The 14,302-nt window shown below is 61.6% G+C and carries 16 protein-coding genes; 12 read left to right on the top strand and 4 right to left on the bottom strand.

Going from position 1 to position 14,302, the window contains the following annotated elements; all coding sequences use genetic code 11:
- Positions 1 to 23 precede the first annotated feature (23 nt).
- The gene (locus O1Q03_RS03395; protein WP_124455134.1) at positions 24 to 1,283 is read right to left on the bottom strand and encodes an acyl-CoA dehydrogenase family protein; all 1,260 of its coding nucleotides are present in this window, start codon (positions 1,281 to 1,283) and stop codon (positions 24 to 26) included.
- Between the two features lie 231 nt (positions 1,284 to 1,514).
- Between O1Q03_RS03395 and O1Q03_RS03390 the strand changes: the two genes are divergently transcribed.
- On the top strand, positions 1,515 to 2,351 hold the full coding sequence (locus O1Q03_RS03390) for a FadR/GntR family transcriptional regulator (RefSeq protein WP_124455160.1): 837 nt from the start codon (positions 1,515 to 1,517) through the stop codon (positions 2,349 to 2,351).
- A gap of 41 nt (positions 2,352 to 2,392) precedes the next feature.
- Here the strand turns inward: O1Q03_RS03390 and O1Q03_RS03385 are convergent, their stop codons facing one another.
- The 3 genes from O1Q03_RS03385 to O1Q03_RS03375 form a co-directional block, all read right to left on the bottom strand.
- The gene (locus tag O1Q03_RS03385) at positions 2,393 to 3,817 is read right to left on the bottom strand and encodes an amidase family protein (protein ID WP_124455132.1); all 1,425 of its coding nucleotides are present in this window, start codon (positions 3,815 to 3,817) and stop codon (positions 2,393 to 2,395) included.
- 360 nt (positions 3,818 to 4,177) lie between these two features.
- On the bottom strand, positions 4,178 to 4,504 hold the full coding sequence (locus O1Q03_RS03380; protein WP_124455130.1) for a helix-turn-helix transcriptional regulator: 327 nt from the start codon (positions 4,502 to 4,504) through the stop codon (positions 4,178 to 4,180).
- Positions 4,505 to 4,568: 64 nt separating this feature from the next.
- Entirely contained in the window at positions 4,569 to 4,919 is a 351-nt protein-coding gene (locus O1Q03_RS03375; RefSeq protein WP_124455128.1) for a helix-turn-helix domain-containing protein, read from the bottom strand.
- Positions 4,920 to 5,099: 180 nt separating this feature from the next.
- Here O1Q03_RS03375 and O1Q03_RS03370 point away from each other — a divergent pair, with 180 nt between their 5' ends.
- The 11 genes from O1Q03_RS03370 (at position 5,100) to O1Q03_RS03320 (ending at position 14,262) form a co-directional block, all read left to right on the top strand.
- Complete coding sequence (locus O1Q03_RS03370; protein WP_124455126.1) at positions 5,100 to 5,975, top strand: branched-chain amino acid ABC transporter permease; 876 nt, start codon at positions 5,100 to 5,102, stop codon at positions 5,973 to 5,975.
- Positions 5,976 to 5,978: 3 nt separating this feature from the next.
- Positions 5,979 to 7,052 carry a branched-chain amino acid ABC transporter permease gene (locus tag O1Q03_RS03365; protein ID WP_124455124.1) on the top strand — a complete coding sequence of 358 codons (1,074 nt, stop codon included), beginning with the start codon at positions 5,979 to 5,981 and terminating at the stop codon, positions 7,050 to 7,052.
- Positions 7,052 to 7,786: an ABC transporter ATP-binding protein gene (locus tag O1Q03_RS03360; protein WP_124455122.1), complete on the top strand. Its 735-nt coding sequence runs from the start codon at positions 7,052 to 7,054 to the stop codon at positions 7,784 to 7,786. The genes O1Q03_RS03365 and O1Q03_RS03360 overlap by 1 nt, the downstream gene beginning before the upstream one ends.
- Positions 7,773 to 8,543 (top strand): ABC transporter ATP-binding protein, encoded by a 771-nt coding sequence (locus tag O1Q03_RS03355; RefSeq protein ID WP_124455120.1) that lies wholly within the window; start codon positions 7,773 to 7,775, stop codon positions 8,541 to 8,543. Before O1Q03_RS03360 ends, O1Q03_RS03355 begins: the two co-directional genes overlap by 14 nt.
- A gap of 8 nt (positions 8,544 to 8,551) precedes the next feature.
- Complete coding sequence (locus O1Q03_RS03350) at positions 8,552 to 9,730, top strand: ABC transporter substrate-binding protein (protein ID WP_269501737.1); 1,179 nt, start codon at positions 8,552 to 8,554, stop codon at positions 9,728 to 9,730.
- A 52-nt stretch (positions 9,731 to 9,782) separates the two neighbouring features.
- The gene (locus tag O1Q03_RS03345; protein WP_124455118.1) at positions 9,783 to 11,195 is read left to right on the top strand and encodes an amidase family protein; all 1,413 of its coding nucleotides are present in this window, start codon (positions 9,783 to 9,785) and stop codon (positions 11,193 to 11,195) included.
- Positions 11,192 to 11,746, top strand: coding sequence for an amino acid synthesis family protein (locus tag O1Q03_RS03340; RefSeq protein WP_124455116.1), 555 nt, complete (start codon positions 11,192 to 11,194; stop codon positions 11,744 to 11,746). Before O1Q03_RS03345 ends, O1Q03_RS03340 begins: the two co-directional genes overlap by 4 nt.
- A gap of 115 nt (positions 11,747 to 11,861) precedes the next feature.
- Positions 11,862 to 12,845 carry a porin gene (locus tag O1Q03_RS03335; protein ID WP_260434953.1) on the top strand — a complete coding sequence of 328 codons (984 nt, stop codon included), beginning with the start codon at positions 11,862 to 11,864 and terminating at the stop codon, positions 12,843 to 12,845.
- 149 nt (positions 12,846 to 12,994) lie between these two features.
- Entirely contained in the window at positions 12,995 to 13,453 is a 459-nt protein-coding gene (locus O1Q03_RS03330) for a hypothetical protein (RefSeq protein ID WP_124455112.1), read from the top strand.
- A 277-nt stretch (positions 13,454 to 13,730) separates the two neighbouring features.
- Positions 13,731 to 13,982, top strand: coding sequence for a helix-turn-helix transcriptional regulator (locus tag O1Q03_RS03325; protein ID WP_124455110.1), 252 nt, complete (start codon positions 13,731 to 13,733; stop codon positions 13,980 to 13,982).
- Positions 13,969 to 14,262: a hypothetical protein gene (locus O1Q03_RS03320; RefSeq protein WP_124455108.1), complete on the top strand. Its 294-nt coding sequence runs from the start codon at positions 13,969 to 13,971 to the stop codon at positions 14,260 to 14,262. The genes O1Q03_RS03325 and O1Q03_RS03320 overlap by 14 nt, the downstream gene beginning before the upstream one ends.
- The last annotated feature ends 40 nt before the right edge of the window (positions 14,263 to 14,302 follow it).

Below are 14,302 nucleotides of genomic sequence, written 5' to 3'. Positions count from 1 at the left end.
TCCAGTGCGAATTTCGGACGGGTTCAGGATGGATGCGCTTCTGAGCAGCGGTGCGACGCGGGAGAGATGGCCTCCCAGGGAAGTGAGGTCGAGCGGAGTGCGGAGCGAGCGATCATGAGCCGCTGCAGGTCCCCGGTGCCTTCCATGATGTCGAAAGCCTTCGCATCGCGATAGCTTTGGTCAAGCGAGGGAAAGGCAGCGATACCATCGAGACCGACGAGATCGATCGCCGCTCGGGTGACGCGGGCGGCTACTTGTGACGCATACGCCTTGGCCATTGACGAATCCGTGGAAGTTGCGATGCCTTGATCGGTTTTCCACGCGGCGTGCCGGCAGAGCAACTGCGCTGTAGTGATTTGCCGATCGATATCGAGCAAGGCGTTGTTCACATCGGCAGTGCGCTGGCGTTGATTCACAGGATGCCCGCCGGCTTCGAAGTAGGCCGCGAGATCGTCGCGTACTCGTCGACATGCGCCGACCATGACCGCGGAAAGTAGGGGGCGGAAGTAGTCCCATGCGTGTTGTGCGCCCGAAAACGCGTCGTTGAGGGGCTTTTCGTCACTGCGTCTGAGAAGCGCGTCGTCAGGTACTTCGCAATCGGTGTAAGAGAGGACCGCAAGCTGACTCGCGCGCAGGCCGACCATTTTCTCGATGCGATCGACAGAGAAGCCCGGGATATTGCGATCGACGTGGAACGCTCGAACGCCGAAACGACCAGCGTGCCGATTGATGGTGGCGAACGTGATCACGTCGTCCGCGCGTGCGCCGTTGGTGATGAAGCACTTGGTACCGTTCAGCACCCAGCCGCGTGCCGTCTTGCGAGCGGTGGTCCGCATCGCGGTCGCATCCGAGCCGCAGTCGGGCTCCGTAATGGCAAACGCACCCCAGCGCGGTATGTCGCTGCGAAATCGTTTGAAGAAGCGGATCTGTTGCTCGCCGCTGCCGAGTGCGAGGACGGGCGGCATTGCAAGGCCAGGGCCGGGCAGCGCGAGCGCTAGCGCCGCGTCGGCGTACCCGAGATATTCCATGAGTGTGGTGCGCGACATCAGTGATTGCACGTCTATGCAACCGCCGTACGCGGCCGGAACGAGATTCAAGTTCAGCGCAGTTACGTCCGAGGGTGCACAAACTGCATCCGGAATCTGCCGTGTCCGGTCGGCTTCGGGGCCGTGCAAACGCATGCGCGCAGCAAGCTGATCCAGTTCCAGCCCGTCGGCCGAGAGCTTGGCCCGGATGGTCGCAAGCGTGGATTGCATCTGAGACGACTTCACCGACTGTGACATGAGGGATTTCTCCTGATGGCAACCGACATCGAGTGACCGACATGCAGGGAATTGATGGGTACTCGGCGTATGGTGTTCGGATTGCAGCGTAGGTCCTGGTCACCATCCCGGCTACTCCTAACGTTGGGAGGGAGCCTTGTATGGAGTTGGAAATCTGGCCGTGTCGGGCGCGGATGCCTGATAATGGCGCCGGGATACAGCAGTGAATGGCCAACGACGGACGTGACCGATATGGCAGGGCGAAAACCGACAACCGAAAAGAAGATGTCGCCGGCGCAGCCGGATAAACGAGGTTCGCGCGCAATCAAGCGCGGCGACCAAGTGGCCGAGCAGATCAAGCGTTGGATTAACGACGGGCAGGCACGGCCAGGAAAGCGCTTGAACAAGGAGGCCGAGCTTCAGCAGATGTTCAACGTCAGCCGGGGTTCGATGCGCGATGCGCTCAAGGCGCTGGAGATGCAAGGGCTCGTGAGACTGAGTACCGGGCCGGATGGCGGCGCGACGATTACGCGCGTACCACTGGCCCGAGCATTCCAGTCGCTGCAGAACTATCTGTTTTTCGAGAGCATCACGCTTGAGGACATTTATGCGGTACGCCGCACGCTGGAACCCATGGTGGCGGCGGGTGCGGTTCCCCATCTGAGCGACGCGGACTTCGATGCGCTCGAGCGCAGTGTGTCCGTCTGCGAGCCATTCGAAGCACGTCACGCCGAGGCGCTCGACCAGCGACACGAGGATATCCATTTCCACGATGTACTGGCTGCAGCACATCCGAATGCGTTTCTGCGTAGCCTATGCCAGATCATCAACCAGATGCTGCACACGCTCGTGATCGTGGCGGGGAACGTGACGCAGCAGGACTATCAGGCATTCGGGCGGCACACGGTTGCCGCGCACCGCGCGATACTGGACGCCGCGCGACGTCGGGATGCCGACGCGGTCGCGCAGCTCATGACGGCGCACATGGACGAAGCACATTCGCAGCTGCGCACAGTGCACGCTGCGCTGCAGCAGAAGCTGGTGCTGGATTCAGAGTTGGACCTGGATTCCGATCGTGATGCCGGCTAAAGCATTCAGACCGGATCCGGTCGACTTCTGCTCTTAGCTCATTAGGCAGGGGTTGCGCCGGCCGCGGAGGCGAAGAGCTCGCGTGTCAGCTCGGCGAACGGGGCGCGCCCAAATGCGCGTTCGAGCATATGACTCGCCCACAACACCAACGCATCGGCATGGCGACTGCCTACAATCTGGATGCCGACGGGCAGGCGCGTGGCAGTCATCCCGGCATAGAGGCTTGCCGCCGGCAGTCCCAGCTGATTGCACCATGCCGTGAAATGCGGAAACAAGGCTGTGCTTGAACTCACTTCGGCAAGTGACGGGGCCACGTCGGGATATACCGGGCAGATGAGGAGATCGTGCCGCTCGAAAAACGCATTGACGGCGGCGCCCAACTCTCCACGTTCGATCAGCGCGCCCAATAGCTCCCCCCGCGAGATGCCGTTGCCGGATTGCGCGTATGCCTGCAGCGACGGGTCGAGTTCGGCCCACCTGTCGGTCATGCCGTCCGTGAGCTGACGGCAGCATGCACGCCAAAGTGTTGTGTGGACCGCATTGCACTGCGCGACGCCAGGCGGATCGGCGACGTGAACGAGTGCTCCAAGTTCGCGAAACATCGCTGCAGTTCGTACCACGGCATCGTGGATTTCAGCCTCGGCGATGACAGGCAATCCGAGCGTGGGACTGCACGCAATACGAATGCCGCCCGGAACGGGAAGGCATGACAGCCCGCGCGCATAGTCTGCTCCCTCGAACGGTAAAGCGTACCAGTCGCGGCTGTCCGGGCGGGTGATGATCGTTAGGATCTGCGCGGCATCCTCGACGCAACGTGTCATCGGGCCGACATGACTGAGCAGACCGAAGGGACCGCGAGGTGCGTGGGGTACTCGCCCAAAACTGGGCTTGAATCCGAAGACGCCGGTGAAGGAGGCTGGGATGCGAATGGATCCGCCGCCGTCCGTGCCGATGGCCACCGGGCCCATTCCGAGCGCAACGGCGACGGCCGCACCTCCGCTGCTGCCACCCGGCGTACGCGAGCGGTCCCATGGATTGCGCGTGGTGCCGGTGAGGGGACTGTCGGTGACGATCTTGTGTGCGAAATCCGGCATGGTCGTTTTGCCAAAGCAGATTGCCCCCGCCTCACGTAGGCGCGCCACGCTGGGACTGTCCGATGCGGCGGCTTCAGGCATCGTTGCCCGCGACCCGTATCGCGTGGGGAGTCCGGCAACGGCGATATTGTCCTTGATGCTGACCGGGACGCCGTCGAGTTGGCTGAGGGGCGCGCCACGTTGCCAGCGCGCCTCGGACGCCCGCGCCAATTCGAGAGCCTCATCGGCGACTTGGCAGAATGCGTTGACCGTCGGATCCAATGACTGGATCCGTTCCAAGATGGTCTTCATCACATCGACGGGCGACGTCCGTCCGTTCGCATACAGCCCGCTAAGTTCCCACGCAGTCAGTTCACACAGGTCGATTTCCATGCCATCCTCCAATTAATTATAATAAATCAACGGTAGGCGTGACCGGCCGCGTTTGTCAAGCTGCGGGGCATCATGTTAGAGGGAGATTTGCCGGGTAAACGCTTGGATGAGGCACGTTGACGAGTGACCGTGACGAGCGTAGATTTAATGATAATAAATAGGTGATGCGCCAAGCGTTATCCGCAGCGGAGACGCAGAATTCGTGACATGCCGCGTATTTCGGGGCGCAAGGTGTCCAGTCACCGAAATCGGCGACGCGTCGTTTGCTCGAGAGAACTGGGGGCGTATTGGGAGGGTATGTGGTGTCGTTGCCGACACCGAGGGTGCTGCGATGCGCCCGGTGAGGAGCGACTTTGAGCGCTATTCCTGCGCGAGTGCTTCCGCACTCGCAATGAGTGCTCTCTTCTTTTCCTTGCTCAGTCGGCCGGCGATGGCAAGAAGGTTTGCGAGCAGGTCGTCTTCCTCATAGAGGAAACTGGTGGGAACGAGCATCGCGCGCGCCAGACGTTGGCTGGTTTGAAGCGTGGGCGTATGTTTGCCCTTTTCGTACTGGTTGACGCGGGCGCTGGCGGAAAATTCGTCGATGCCCGCCTGAATGCCGAGCTGTTCCTGTGTAAGGCCCGAGCGTAATCGAGCCTGTTTCAGGCGCTTGGGAAACACGGAGGGAGAGGTGGCATCGCTGGACATTCACGGAGTGTCCGGGAAAGGCGTGCCGTTTTTACTAAGTAACTCTTAGTCTGCAGGCTAAAAATTACTTGGTCTTGGAGGTCAGGCCGATAGTCTGCGTCAACGCTTCAGCGCTCTTGAGGAGGGCCTTTCTCTTTTCGCGAGGCAACCTTGCAGCAGTTGCGAGAAGGCTAGCGAGCAGGTCGTCTTCTTCGTAAAGGTAACTGGTCGGAACCTGCAGTGCACTGGCCAGCCGTTGGCCGATCTGCAGCTTCGGTGTGTGCTTTCCGCTTTCGTATTGGTTCACGCGCGCGCTTGCGGAGAATTCGTCGATACCCGCTGCGATCCCAAGTTGCTCCTGGGTGAGGCGCGAGTGCAGACGGGCCTGTTTCAGGCGCTTGGGGAAAGCAGAGGATGTCGATGAGGGCCGAGGCATCCTAAGAGTTTCTTTAGTTATTGCAGGATTTTTACTAAGTATCTCTTAGCCTAAAAACTAAGAATTGCTTAGCCTGATGGCGGCGAAGTGATGACTTCTCCGCTTGGTGAAACGAGACTCCGCAGTTTCTCGAGTTGGACGGGATTGGCATGGCGGACATGACATGACGGACTTTTGACGATGGCGACAATCTTGAACATCCTCAGCTACGTGAGCATCCTCGCGCTAGTCGCGCTGGGTCTCGCGATCATCTTCGGTTTGATGGACATCGTGAACCTCGCACACGCGGAATGGGTGACGATCGGGGCCTACACGTTAGCAGTGGCGCAATCGTTGGGCGGGCCGCATGCGTTCTGGCTCGCGTTGTTTGTGGCGCCGGTGGTTGGTGCGGTGCTCGGGTGGTTCCTTGAGCGCCTCGTGATCCGACTGCTCTACGACCGTCCGCTCGACACATTGCTGGCGACGTACGCGATCAGCTTGATCGTCCAGAAAGCCCTTGAACTGATTTTCGGCACACATCCGATGTTGGTGTACGCGCCTATAGATGGGGCGATTCCCGTGCCGGGGGGCAGCTATCCGGCGTATCGGCTGTTCGTGATTGGCGTTGCAGCGACGGTGACGACCGGTTGCTGGCTGCTATTCGCCTGTACGCGCTTCGGAACTCAGTTGCGTGCTGTGATCCAGCACCCAGCGATGGCAGAGGCGGTCGGTATCGACACGCGACGGCTGAACCGGCTGGCGTTCTGTGGCGGTGCCGCACTCGCATCGCTGGCCGGCGTACTTGTCGCACCGATGATATCGGTGGAGTCCCACCTTGGCGTCGCTTATCTGGCCAAGGCGTTCTTCGTGATCGTGTTGGGCGGTATCGGTTCGATCGCCGGCAGTCTGCTAGGCAGCGCCTTCGTCGGCACGGCTGAAACGCTGCTCAGCTATCGCGTGGATCCGTCACTCGCCTCGGCGATCGTGCTGGTCCTGTCCATCGTTCTGATCCGTTTTCGGCCACAAGGCCTGTTGCCCGGTTTCAGCGCCGCCCATCAGCTCCACGGTAAAGGTTGAATCATGCTCCGACAACTTCTTGCGAGTGCGCGCCGCTGGCTGTTTCAGCCAGCGATCGGTATCGAAGACATCTCTCCGATGGCAATCGGCGCCGCGATTGTTGCGGCCGCATTGGTCTTGCCGTTTTGCCTAGGGAGCTATTTGCTTTTGACCGTGCGGGATGCGCTGATCATGGGACTGCTGGCACTGAGCTACGACCTGTTGTGGGGCAGGGCCGGTGTGCTCACGCTCGGACACACGACTTTCTTCGGGCTCGGCGCGTACGGTTTCGCAATCGCTACCATGCAATATGGACAGACGTCCGCCGTCGGAGTGATCGTTGGACTGGTCTGTGCCGTGGTCGTCGCAGCCGTGTTGGGCTATTTCCTGTTGTTCGCCGGTGTGCGGTTGCACTTTTTCGCCATTATCAGCATGGCCGTGCTGATTGTCGTCCAGCAATTGGCGACAAGCTGGCAGTCGGTCACGGGCGGTGATACGGGCCTCCTCGGCATTCCGGGATTGTCCTTCTCACCGGTCGGGCAGACGCTCGATTTGAGCGGACCGCGCGGGTCCTGGTACACGGTCGTGACGGTGCTTGCCGTGCTGCTCGTCGCGACCTGGTTCGTATGCCGCAGCCGGTACGGCAAAGTCCTGACCGCGATCGCGACGAACGAATGGCGCGCAAAGGCGTGCGGCTATCACACGTCCGGGCACCTTTTGCTGGTGTTCGTTGCATCGGCCGGACTTGCCGCTATCGCAGGATCGTTGATGGCCGCCTGTTCGGGGGTAGTGGCGCCCGATGTGTTTTCGCCGGTGCTGGCCACCGAAGTCATTCTATGGGTGGCGATCGGCGGTAAAGGCACGCTCGGTGGTCCGGTGCTCGCCGCCGTCGGGTTGACGCTGCTCAAACAAACGGTATCGAGCGCAACCACTGACGGATGGCCGCTTCTGCTCGGCGCATTGTTCCTCTGCTGCGTGCTGTTCCTGCCCAACGGCGTACGACTCGGGGGCTTGATCGCCGGGGCACGTCGGATCGAGCGAATTCGACGGGGACGTAGCCCCTTACATCGTGCCGAACGCGTGGAAGGAGGCCGGTAATGGATACGCCGCTGATAAAGGGTGAAGGGTTGCAGCGCGCGTTCGGCGGCATTCATGCGGTCGACAACGTCGATGTGTCGATTGACTCGCGCGACCTGCTGTGCGTGATTGGCCCGAACGGCGCTGGCAAGAGCACTTTGGTCGGGCTGTTGTCCGGTGCGATCGCGCCGGGGGCCGGAGAGTTGTATCTCGCCGGTGTGCGCATGACGGGGCGGCCGATGCACCAATTCTGCCGACGCGGCGTGGTTCGCAAGTTCCAAGGCACGAACACATTTCTTTCAATGAGCGTGCGCGAGAACCTCGTCGTCGCAGGCCTCGGTGTTGCGTCGTACCGGGACATGCCGATGCCGAACCCGGACGCCATTCTGGACGAGATAGGACTGTCGGACCAGGCCAACTTATGTGCGATGACCCTGCCGCATGGTGAACGCCAATGGCTGGAAATCGGTATGGCGATGATGTGCCAACCCGCGTTGCTCTTGCTCGATGAACCGGCCGCCGGCCTGTCGGCCGCCGATGCGCAACGGCTCGTGCGCCTGATTCACCGGCTGCGCGAGCGCTGCGCGGTACTCGCGATCGAGCACGACCTGAGCTTTGTCGAGGCGCTGCAGTGCGAGACATGGGTCATGCATCGCGGCCAGATCGTTCGGCGAGGCTCCTATGCGGACATCGCGCGCGATGAAGAAATCCGGCGCATCTATCTCGGTCAGGGAGCGGGTCATGCTACACATTGAGAATCTGTCTGCCGGATATGGCGACGTCGCGGTGCTGCATCAACTCGACCTCGACGTCGGGCCAAACGAAGTTGTTGGCGTGCTCGGCTGTAATGGTGCGGGCAAGACGACCCTGGTCAAAGCGATCATGGGCTTGCTGCCACGCGTGACGGGCGACGTGCGGTTTCAGGGGCAATCTATCAACGGCTTGCGCACCCATGTGATTGCCCGACGCGGCATCGGATTGGTACCTCAGGGGCGCTGGATTTTTCCCAAGCTGACCGTGCGCGAGAACCTCATGATGGGCACGCAGGCTGCGGGTGGTGGGGCGATTCTCGACGAGGTGTTCGAATATTTCCCTATTCTCAAGTCCAGACTCTCGCAGCACGGAGGCACGCTGTCCGGCGGTGAGCAACAGGTGCTCGCGATTGCCCGCGCGCTGTGCGGTCGGCCGAAACTGCTGGTGCTGGACGAACCGTCCGACGGTGTGCAGCCGAATCTGGTCGAACTGATCGGCGAGGTCATCCCAACGTTGTGCCGCCGATCGCAGCTCGCCGTGCTCCTGGTCGAGCAGAACCTCGATCTCGTGCTGCGCAGCGCACAGCGCTGCATCGTGCTCAAGAACGGGCGACTTGCCCATGCCGGCCGCATCGAGCCGCGAAGCGGTGCCGCAGGGGCTCATCCGTTGGCGCAATACCTGTCGCCGGCCGCCGAGTCTGACACGTCTTCAATCTCTTCACCACATTCGACGCATTCCAACCTGAGCTCCACCCAATGAAGAACATGATGAACCGCCGTGCCTTTACCCGAACCGCGCTATTCAGTGCCGTCGGCGCACTCACCACGTCCGCTATGCCATCGTTGGTACGGGCCACCACGCCGCTCAAGATTGGCTTGCTTGCACCGCTGAGCGGTCCGGTCACCCGCGTGGGTGAGACCAACCGCAACTGCGCGCAGTTGGCCGTCGACGAAATCAACGCCGCCGGTGGATTGCTGGGACGCCCGTTGCAACTGAGCGTCGAGGATACCCAGATGTCCACCGCTGTGACGCTGCAGAAGGCCAGGCAACTGTTGATGCGCGATGAGGTCGCGGTCCTGACTGGCATGGTGCTACCGTCAGAGCGCGAAGCAGCGTTGCAGGCCGCCAAGTCCGCTGGCCGGCTCGTGATCTACCCGAACTTCGACGAGGGGCGCTGCGATCCGAATCTGTTCACTACGGGCCTGACTGTCAACCAACGCATCGACCCACTGATCGATTGGCTGATGCGTCAGGGTGGTCGCACGGTGTGCGCGGTAGTCTCGGACATCGGCAGCAACCGCAAGGTGCTGGTCCCCAGACTGCAGGCAGCGGTGAAGCGTTACGGCGGGCAGTTTCTCAACGTGTATTGGTTGCCGTTCGGCACGCGCGATTATGGTGCGGTGCTGCAGCAGATCGCCAGCCAGCGCCCACAGATCGTCTGGCACAGCATCGGCGACGACCCGGTCACCTTCGTCAAACAGTACCGCTCGTTCGGCATGAAACCGCAACTGGTGACTGACATTGCACACGAGTCGCTGTCGATTGCAACCACCGGCGCGTCGACCGGGATCATCGGCGTGTCCTCGTATTTCATGAGCGTCGACAACCCAGAGAACCGGGATTTTCTCGCGCGCTACACGGCGCATGAAGCAGGGCCACACGACCCTCGATTAGGGCAGTTGGCCGTGGTGCTACCGCACGGTGAGTGCACGTATGCGGGACTTCGCCTGTTTGCCGCGGCTGTCAAGGCGGCCGGCAGCGTCGACGTGGCCCGCGTGAAAGTCGCGATGCCGGGTGTTTCGTTGAACCTGCCGCGTGGTAAGGCGGGCGTGAGCCAGGACGGTGACCATGTGTTGTGCCAAACCCTTATCGGCAGGGCACTGGCGGACAATAGTTTCGCGGTGTTGGACTCGGCCGGACCGATTCCACCGCAGTGTGAGGGATAGGCATGAGGGAATCGAGCGCGTTCTAATTTATCTCAATTGCTAAGGATTGCATATGAATGACGTACTGGGAATGAATGCCGAGCAGCTAATGGCCGGCTACCGGCGTCGCACGTTCTCGCCCGTCGAAGTTATCTGCGCGGTGCTGGACCGGGTTGCGCACTTCAATCCCTTTGTCAACGGGGTGTGCAGCCTCGACGAGGACAGCGCGCTGGCCGCCGCGCGCGAGTCGGAGCGACGCTGGATGCGGGGGGAGCCGTGTGGATTGTTGGATGGCGTGCCGGTCTCGGTCAAGGACCTCATCGCCGTGCGCGGACTGCCTACCCGATACGGATCGCTCACGTCACCCAGTGCGCCGGAGGCCGATGACGCACCCGCGGTCGCGCGACTGCGACAAGGCGGCGCGCTGCTGTTCGGCAAGACCACGACCTCGGAGTTTGGCAACAAGATCGTCACGGACAGCCCGATCACCGGCATTACCCGTAACCCGTGGGACCGGCGTCTCACGTCCGGCGGGAGCAGCGGTGGATCAGCTGTTGCGGTTGCGCTCGGCATGGGACCGTTGTCGCTGGCCACCGACGGCGGCGGCTCAATCCGCGTCCCAGCTTGCTGGAGCGGGGTGGTCGGAATGAAACCGTCGTTCAACCTGGTGCCAGCCGGCGCGGCGGTGAGTTGGACGCACCTATCGACGCTTGGGCCGATCGCGCGCTGCGTAAGCGACGCGACGCTGATGCTGACCGTGATGGCCCGCCAGAGCGATGCGCGAAGACTGGTTTCTGCTTGTCCCGATCTGCGCATCGGTCTGGATGATGGCATCGCCGGTTTGCGCATCGCCTACTGTCCGGCACCTGCGGGCGTACAGGTTGAGCCCGACATCGCCCTGAGCATCCGTCATGCGGTGGGCCTGTTCGAGGCACTCGGGGCACAGGTCGAGGAAACGGACGTGAAGCCGCTTGACGGCTATCTGGAGAGCCGCATACACGCCATTCAGTGGGCCGTGTTCTTTGCACAAAGGGTCCGGCAGCTTCATCCCGCTGCGCGGCCGAAGCTCGATCCGGATGTGTGTGCGCTGGCCGAGGCGGGCGATAGCGTCCTCACATCGACCTTTGTCGATGCGCTTCAGGCGCGCCACGCACTCACGGTCGCGATGGCTGCGTTCTTTGAAGACTACGACCTGCTGGTCACGCCGACATTCCACTGCGCCCCACCGCTCGCGGAGGGGCGGCCCGAGCGCTCGCGCATGGCACCGCCGTTGACGTCGTGGTGCAACCAGACTGGGTTGCCGGCGGCGAGTGTGCCGTGTGGTTTGCCAGGTGGATTGCCGACGGGCCTACAGATCGTCGGGCCACCGGGCGGCGATGCGCTGGTGTTGCGTGTGGCACGTGCGTACGAATCCGCACGCGGTCCGTTTCCGGTTCCGACAGAAGCAATGCAGGGCCAGACGGAGGGCGCGGAGGTGCGGACATGAATCCTCCCATTACCAAAATCGTCGTCCAACTCCTTGAACGGCGCGCCGAACTGCAAGTGCCGGTCGACCCGCCGCATCGGCAGGTCGTGGTGGCGGCAGTGCTCCAATTCGACGACTGGCGCGCGGACCCGACACGCGCGGCGCTCGAGCCGCTCTATGAGTTCGGCGCTGAGCTGGGCACGTTGCTGACCGGACGGGCGCGATGGGCGCTGGATGTCGCGCCGTCGGCAATTCAGGCCTATGGCAAGGCCGCGCTCGTAGGCAGCGCGGTACCGCTCGAGTGTGCCGCGGCGCTTTTGCATCCCCGCATGGGCAAGGCCATGCGTGAGAGCTTGCCTGGCGCCACGTCGTTGATCCCGTCGGTGACCAAGCGCGGTGCGCCAGGCACATGCCTGGACATTCCGTTGCACTGCACCACCGACATGTGGAGCTTCGACCACTTCGACGCGGTATCGCTCACGCTCGCCGATGCGCCAGCGTCGAACGAGATCGTGGTGGCAATCGCGCTGGCCGACAGCGGTCGGCCGCTCGCGCGGGTACGTCCGGTTTGAACAAGGGCGACGTCAAGACACCACGACACGCACAGACAATCACAAGGACGAAGGAGACATCATGCAGTTAAGGAAATTTGGGGGTAACGCAGGGAAGTGGGTTGTGGTGTTAGGCATGTCAACCTGTGCGGGGATCGCACATGCGCAATCATCGGTCTCGCTCTATGGGCTGGCCGACGCATTCGTTGGCGAAGTGCATCCTGCCGGTGCAGCCGGCAACGCGTGGCAAGTCGGTTCTGGCGGGATGACGACTTCGTATTGGGGGATGTCCGGTACGGAGGATCTGGGCGGTGGCATGAAGGCCGTCTTCACGCTCGAGAGCTTTTATCGTATCAACGGCGGTCAGGCCGGTTCGTTTCCCGGACAGTCATTTTTCGGGCGAAATGCCTTCGTTGGTCTGAGCGGCCATTTCGGGGAGTTGACGCTGGGGCGCAATACCGCGCCGCTGTTCGTGTCGACGCTGCTGTTCAATCCGTTCGGCAATTCGTTTGTCTTCTCGCCGATCGTCGTGCATAGTTTCCTTGGCTCGGCCATGGGTGCTGCGTCACTCCAGAGCGATACTGCGATCGACAATTCGCTCCTTTATCAGACACCCGAGGTGGCCGGTCTGTCGGGAAGTCTGCTTTACAGCAACGCCGGCGTCGCCGGCCATGCAGGGCAGGCCAACTATAGCGCGAACGTGTTGTACTTCGCGGGCCCGTTTTCCGCGACGGCCGCCGTGCAGAGTCTACACACGGCATCGCTGTTTCTCAACGGCGCAACCGCGCAGACCGCCTGGATGGCCGGTGGCGCGTATCGGTTGCGTGCGGTTAAGTTGTTCGCACAGTACGAACGTGTGGACAACAACAATCACGTCACGGACGATACGGTACAGCTCGGGGCAAGTGCTCGGATAGGGTTAGGAAGCGTACTGCTGTCGTGGGCGGGAACACGGCGACGACCGTCGGTAGGCGATCATATCCGTTGGTCGACGGTCGCGTTGGGTTACGACTACCCGCTGTCGAAGCGAACCGATGTGTATGCAGCTTGGCGTTATGACACGATCACAGGTGTGTCGACGGGCAATAGCGCGGGTGCCGGGATGCGGGTCAAATTCTGAGAGTACGACCTCGTTAGGGTAGAACACGGCCGGATCGGGTGTCCGGCCTTCAGTGCAGCGATTGCTTGGGGTGGAGACCAGGATGCATTCGGCTGGATGTGAGGCGCGCGGTATCATGTCTCAACATCATCACGGGTACTTCATGCCTCATGGTTTTGCAGAAAGTCCGACGCCCGGGTCGCAAGCCGCTTACGAAAGGTGACCTCTTGCCATTGCCGACCGCGAAGGTCCGTGCGCTGTCCCTCGAAAATCATATGGCGCTGGCCGCTGTGCGGGCCGGTCATGGGGGAGAAGAGCAAATCAGTTGTCTGTTACGAGTCGTCTACCTCGCGTTCTATATGCGCAGCGAGACCGACACAGGCGCGGATTTGAGTATGTACCGGCAAGCCGAAGCCGCTTTGGAAGCATGCATTGCACGCGCGGAGCAGGGCGCGGCTTGGCTGTTGCTTGGTCGCGAGCAGTCCATGATCGAGCAGATCCTGGTCGTTCATGACGATCAGTTGGCGGCCGTGCCGATGCACCGGTACTGCGCAGCCTGGGAAAACCTCCAACGATTGATGGCGGGACAGCTCGCGTCACCCATTGCAACGCTAAACGTGGCGTCGTGAAACCGACCAGTCTCCCGTAAAGCACCCAGAGATCACCTTCCCTGCCTATGGCGAAGTTACGAAGTCGGCCGCCGCGAGGGCTGCATCTACTCGCGATGACCTCGCACTGCGCTTTGGGCGCGCGGGCCTCCTTCATACCATCCGCGAATTCCACCGAGATGCCGCGCTGAACCGACGGGATGTCCCGTCGATACGACGGGTTTGGTCCATCGTCATTTTCGCTGCTTGAATGCTCTTCACGTCCGGCCACGTTCGTGCCGGGTATGGAGGGCGAATCATGTCTTGGAATGGTGACGGAACGCGGACAATCTTGCGCCGACGACAGGTCGAGCAGTGCACCGGTCTATCGAGGTCGACGATCTACAAGCGCATGCAAGACGGAACGTTTCCTCGTGCCATTGCGCTTGGCGGACGAATGGTAGGGTGGCGGGCGGCCGATATCGAACAGTTCTTGGCAGATCCTGCGCGATATCGCGCTTCGCAGGCGCGCGAACCTGAAGAGCAGGACGGCAGCGGTGAAAAACGATAAGCCGCCGCCGTCGCTCGATGAGCGTCTTCGCAACTGGGGGCAGTCGAATCGTGGTGCCCATGATCCCGTTGATGCCGAATATGTGACCCGAGCATGGCGAACACTGCCGCCCCGAAATCGGGATATTCTGCGCATGGTCTATCTCTGGCATGCGAGTCGAGAAGTCGTGTGTCGACGGCTGAAGATTGCCCGCCATCCACGTCAGCATTTTGATCTGGAACTCCATGCGGCACGGTCCGCGCTTGCCCGCGCCCTTGCAGAAGGCGAGACCAAACAGTGACATTCGAGGAATGAATGTTCGGTGACTTCCATAGTACGGC

Source organism: Burkholderia sp. IMCC1007 (genome assembly GCF_027257875.1).
Taxonomy (GTDB): domain Bacteria; phylum Pseudomonadota; class Gammaproteobacteria; order Burkholderiales; family Burkholderiaceae; genus Burkholderia.
Note: the sequence above shows the minus strand (reverse complement) of the source record. Positions and strands in the feature narration are given on the sequence as shown.

Excerpts from the sequence above, each read along its gene's own strand:
- O1Q03_RS03395 (WP_124455134.1), bottom strand. The coding sequence starts at position 1,283 with ATGTCACAGTCGGTGAAGTCGTCTCAGATGCAATCCACGCTTGCGACC.
- O1Q03_RS03365 (WP_124455124.1), top strand. The coding sequence starts at position 5,979 with ATGCTCCGACAACTTCTTGCGAGTGCGCGCCGCTGGCTGTTTCAGCCA.
- O1Q03_RS03330 (WP_124455112.1), top strand. The coding sequence starts at position 12,995 with ATGGTTTTGCAGAAAGTCCGACGCCCGGGTCGCAAGCCGCTTACGAAA.
- O1Q03_RS03325 (WP_124455110.1), top strand. The coding sequence starts at position 13,731 with ATGTCTTGGAATGGTGACGGAACGCGGACAATCTTGCGCCGACGACAG.
- O1Q03_RS03355 (WP_124455120.1), top strand. The coding sequence starts at position 7,773 with ATGCTACACATTGAGAATCTGTCTGCCGGATATGGCGACGTCGCGGTG.
- O1Q03_RS03380 (WP_124455130.1), bottom strand. The coding sequence starts at position 4,504 with ATGTCCAGCGATGCCACCTCTCCCTCCGTGTTTCCCAAGCGCCTGAAA.
- O1Q03_RS03375 (WP_124455128.1), bottom strand. The coding sequence starts at position 4,919 with ATGCCTCGGCCCTCATCGACATCCTCTGCTTTCCCCAAGCGCCTGAAA.
- O1Q03_RS03350 (WP_269501737.1), top strand. The coding sequence starts at position 8,552 with ATGAACCGCCGTGCCTTTACCCGAACCGCGCTATTCAGTGCCGTCGGC.
- O1Q03_RS03370 (WP_124455126.1), top strand. The coding sequence starts at position 5,100 with ATGGCGACAATCTTGAACATCCTCAGCTACGTGAGCATCCTCGCGCTA.
- O1Q03_RS03335 (WP_260434953.1), top strand. The coding sequence starts at position 11,862 with ATGTCAACCTGTGCGGGGATCGCACATGCGCAATCATCGGTCTCGCTC.
- O1Q03_RS03390 (WP_124455160.1), top strand. The coding sequence starts at position 1,515 with ATGGCAGGGCGAAAACCGACAACCGAAAAGAAGATGTCGCCGGCGCAG.
- O1Q03_RS03360 (WP_124455122.1), top strand. The coding sequence starts at position 7,052 with ATGGATACGCCGCTGATAAAGGGTGAAGGGTTGCAGCGCGCGTTCGGC.
- O1Q03_RS03345 (WP_124455118.1), top strand. The coding sequence starts at position 9,783 with ATGAATGACGTACTGGGAATGAATGCCGAGCAGCTAATGGCCGGCTAC.
- O1Q03_RS03340 (WP_124455116.1), top strand. The coding sequence starts at position 11,192 with ATGAATCCTCCCATTACCAAAATCGTCGTCCAACTCCTTGAACGGCGC.
- O1Q03_RS03385 (WP_124455132.1), bottom strand. The coding sequence starts at position 3,817 with ATGGAAATCGACCTGTGTGAACTGACTGCGTGGGAACTTAGCGGGCTG.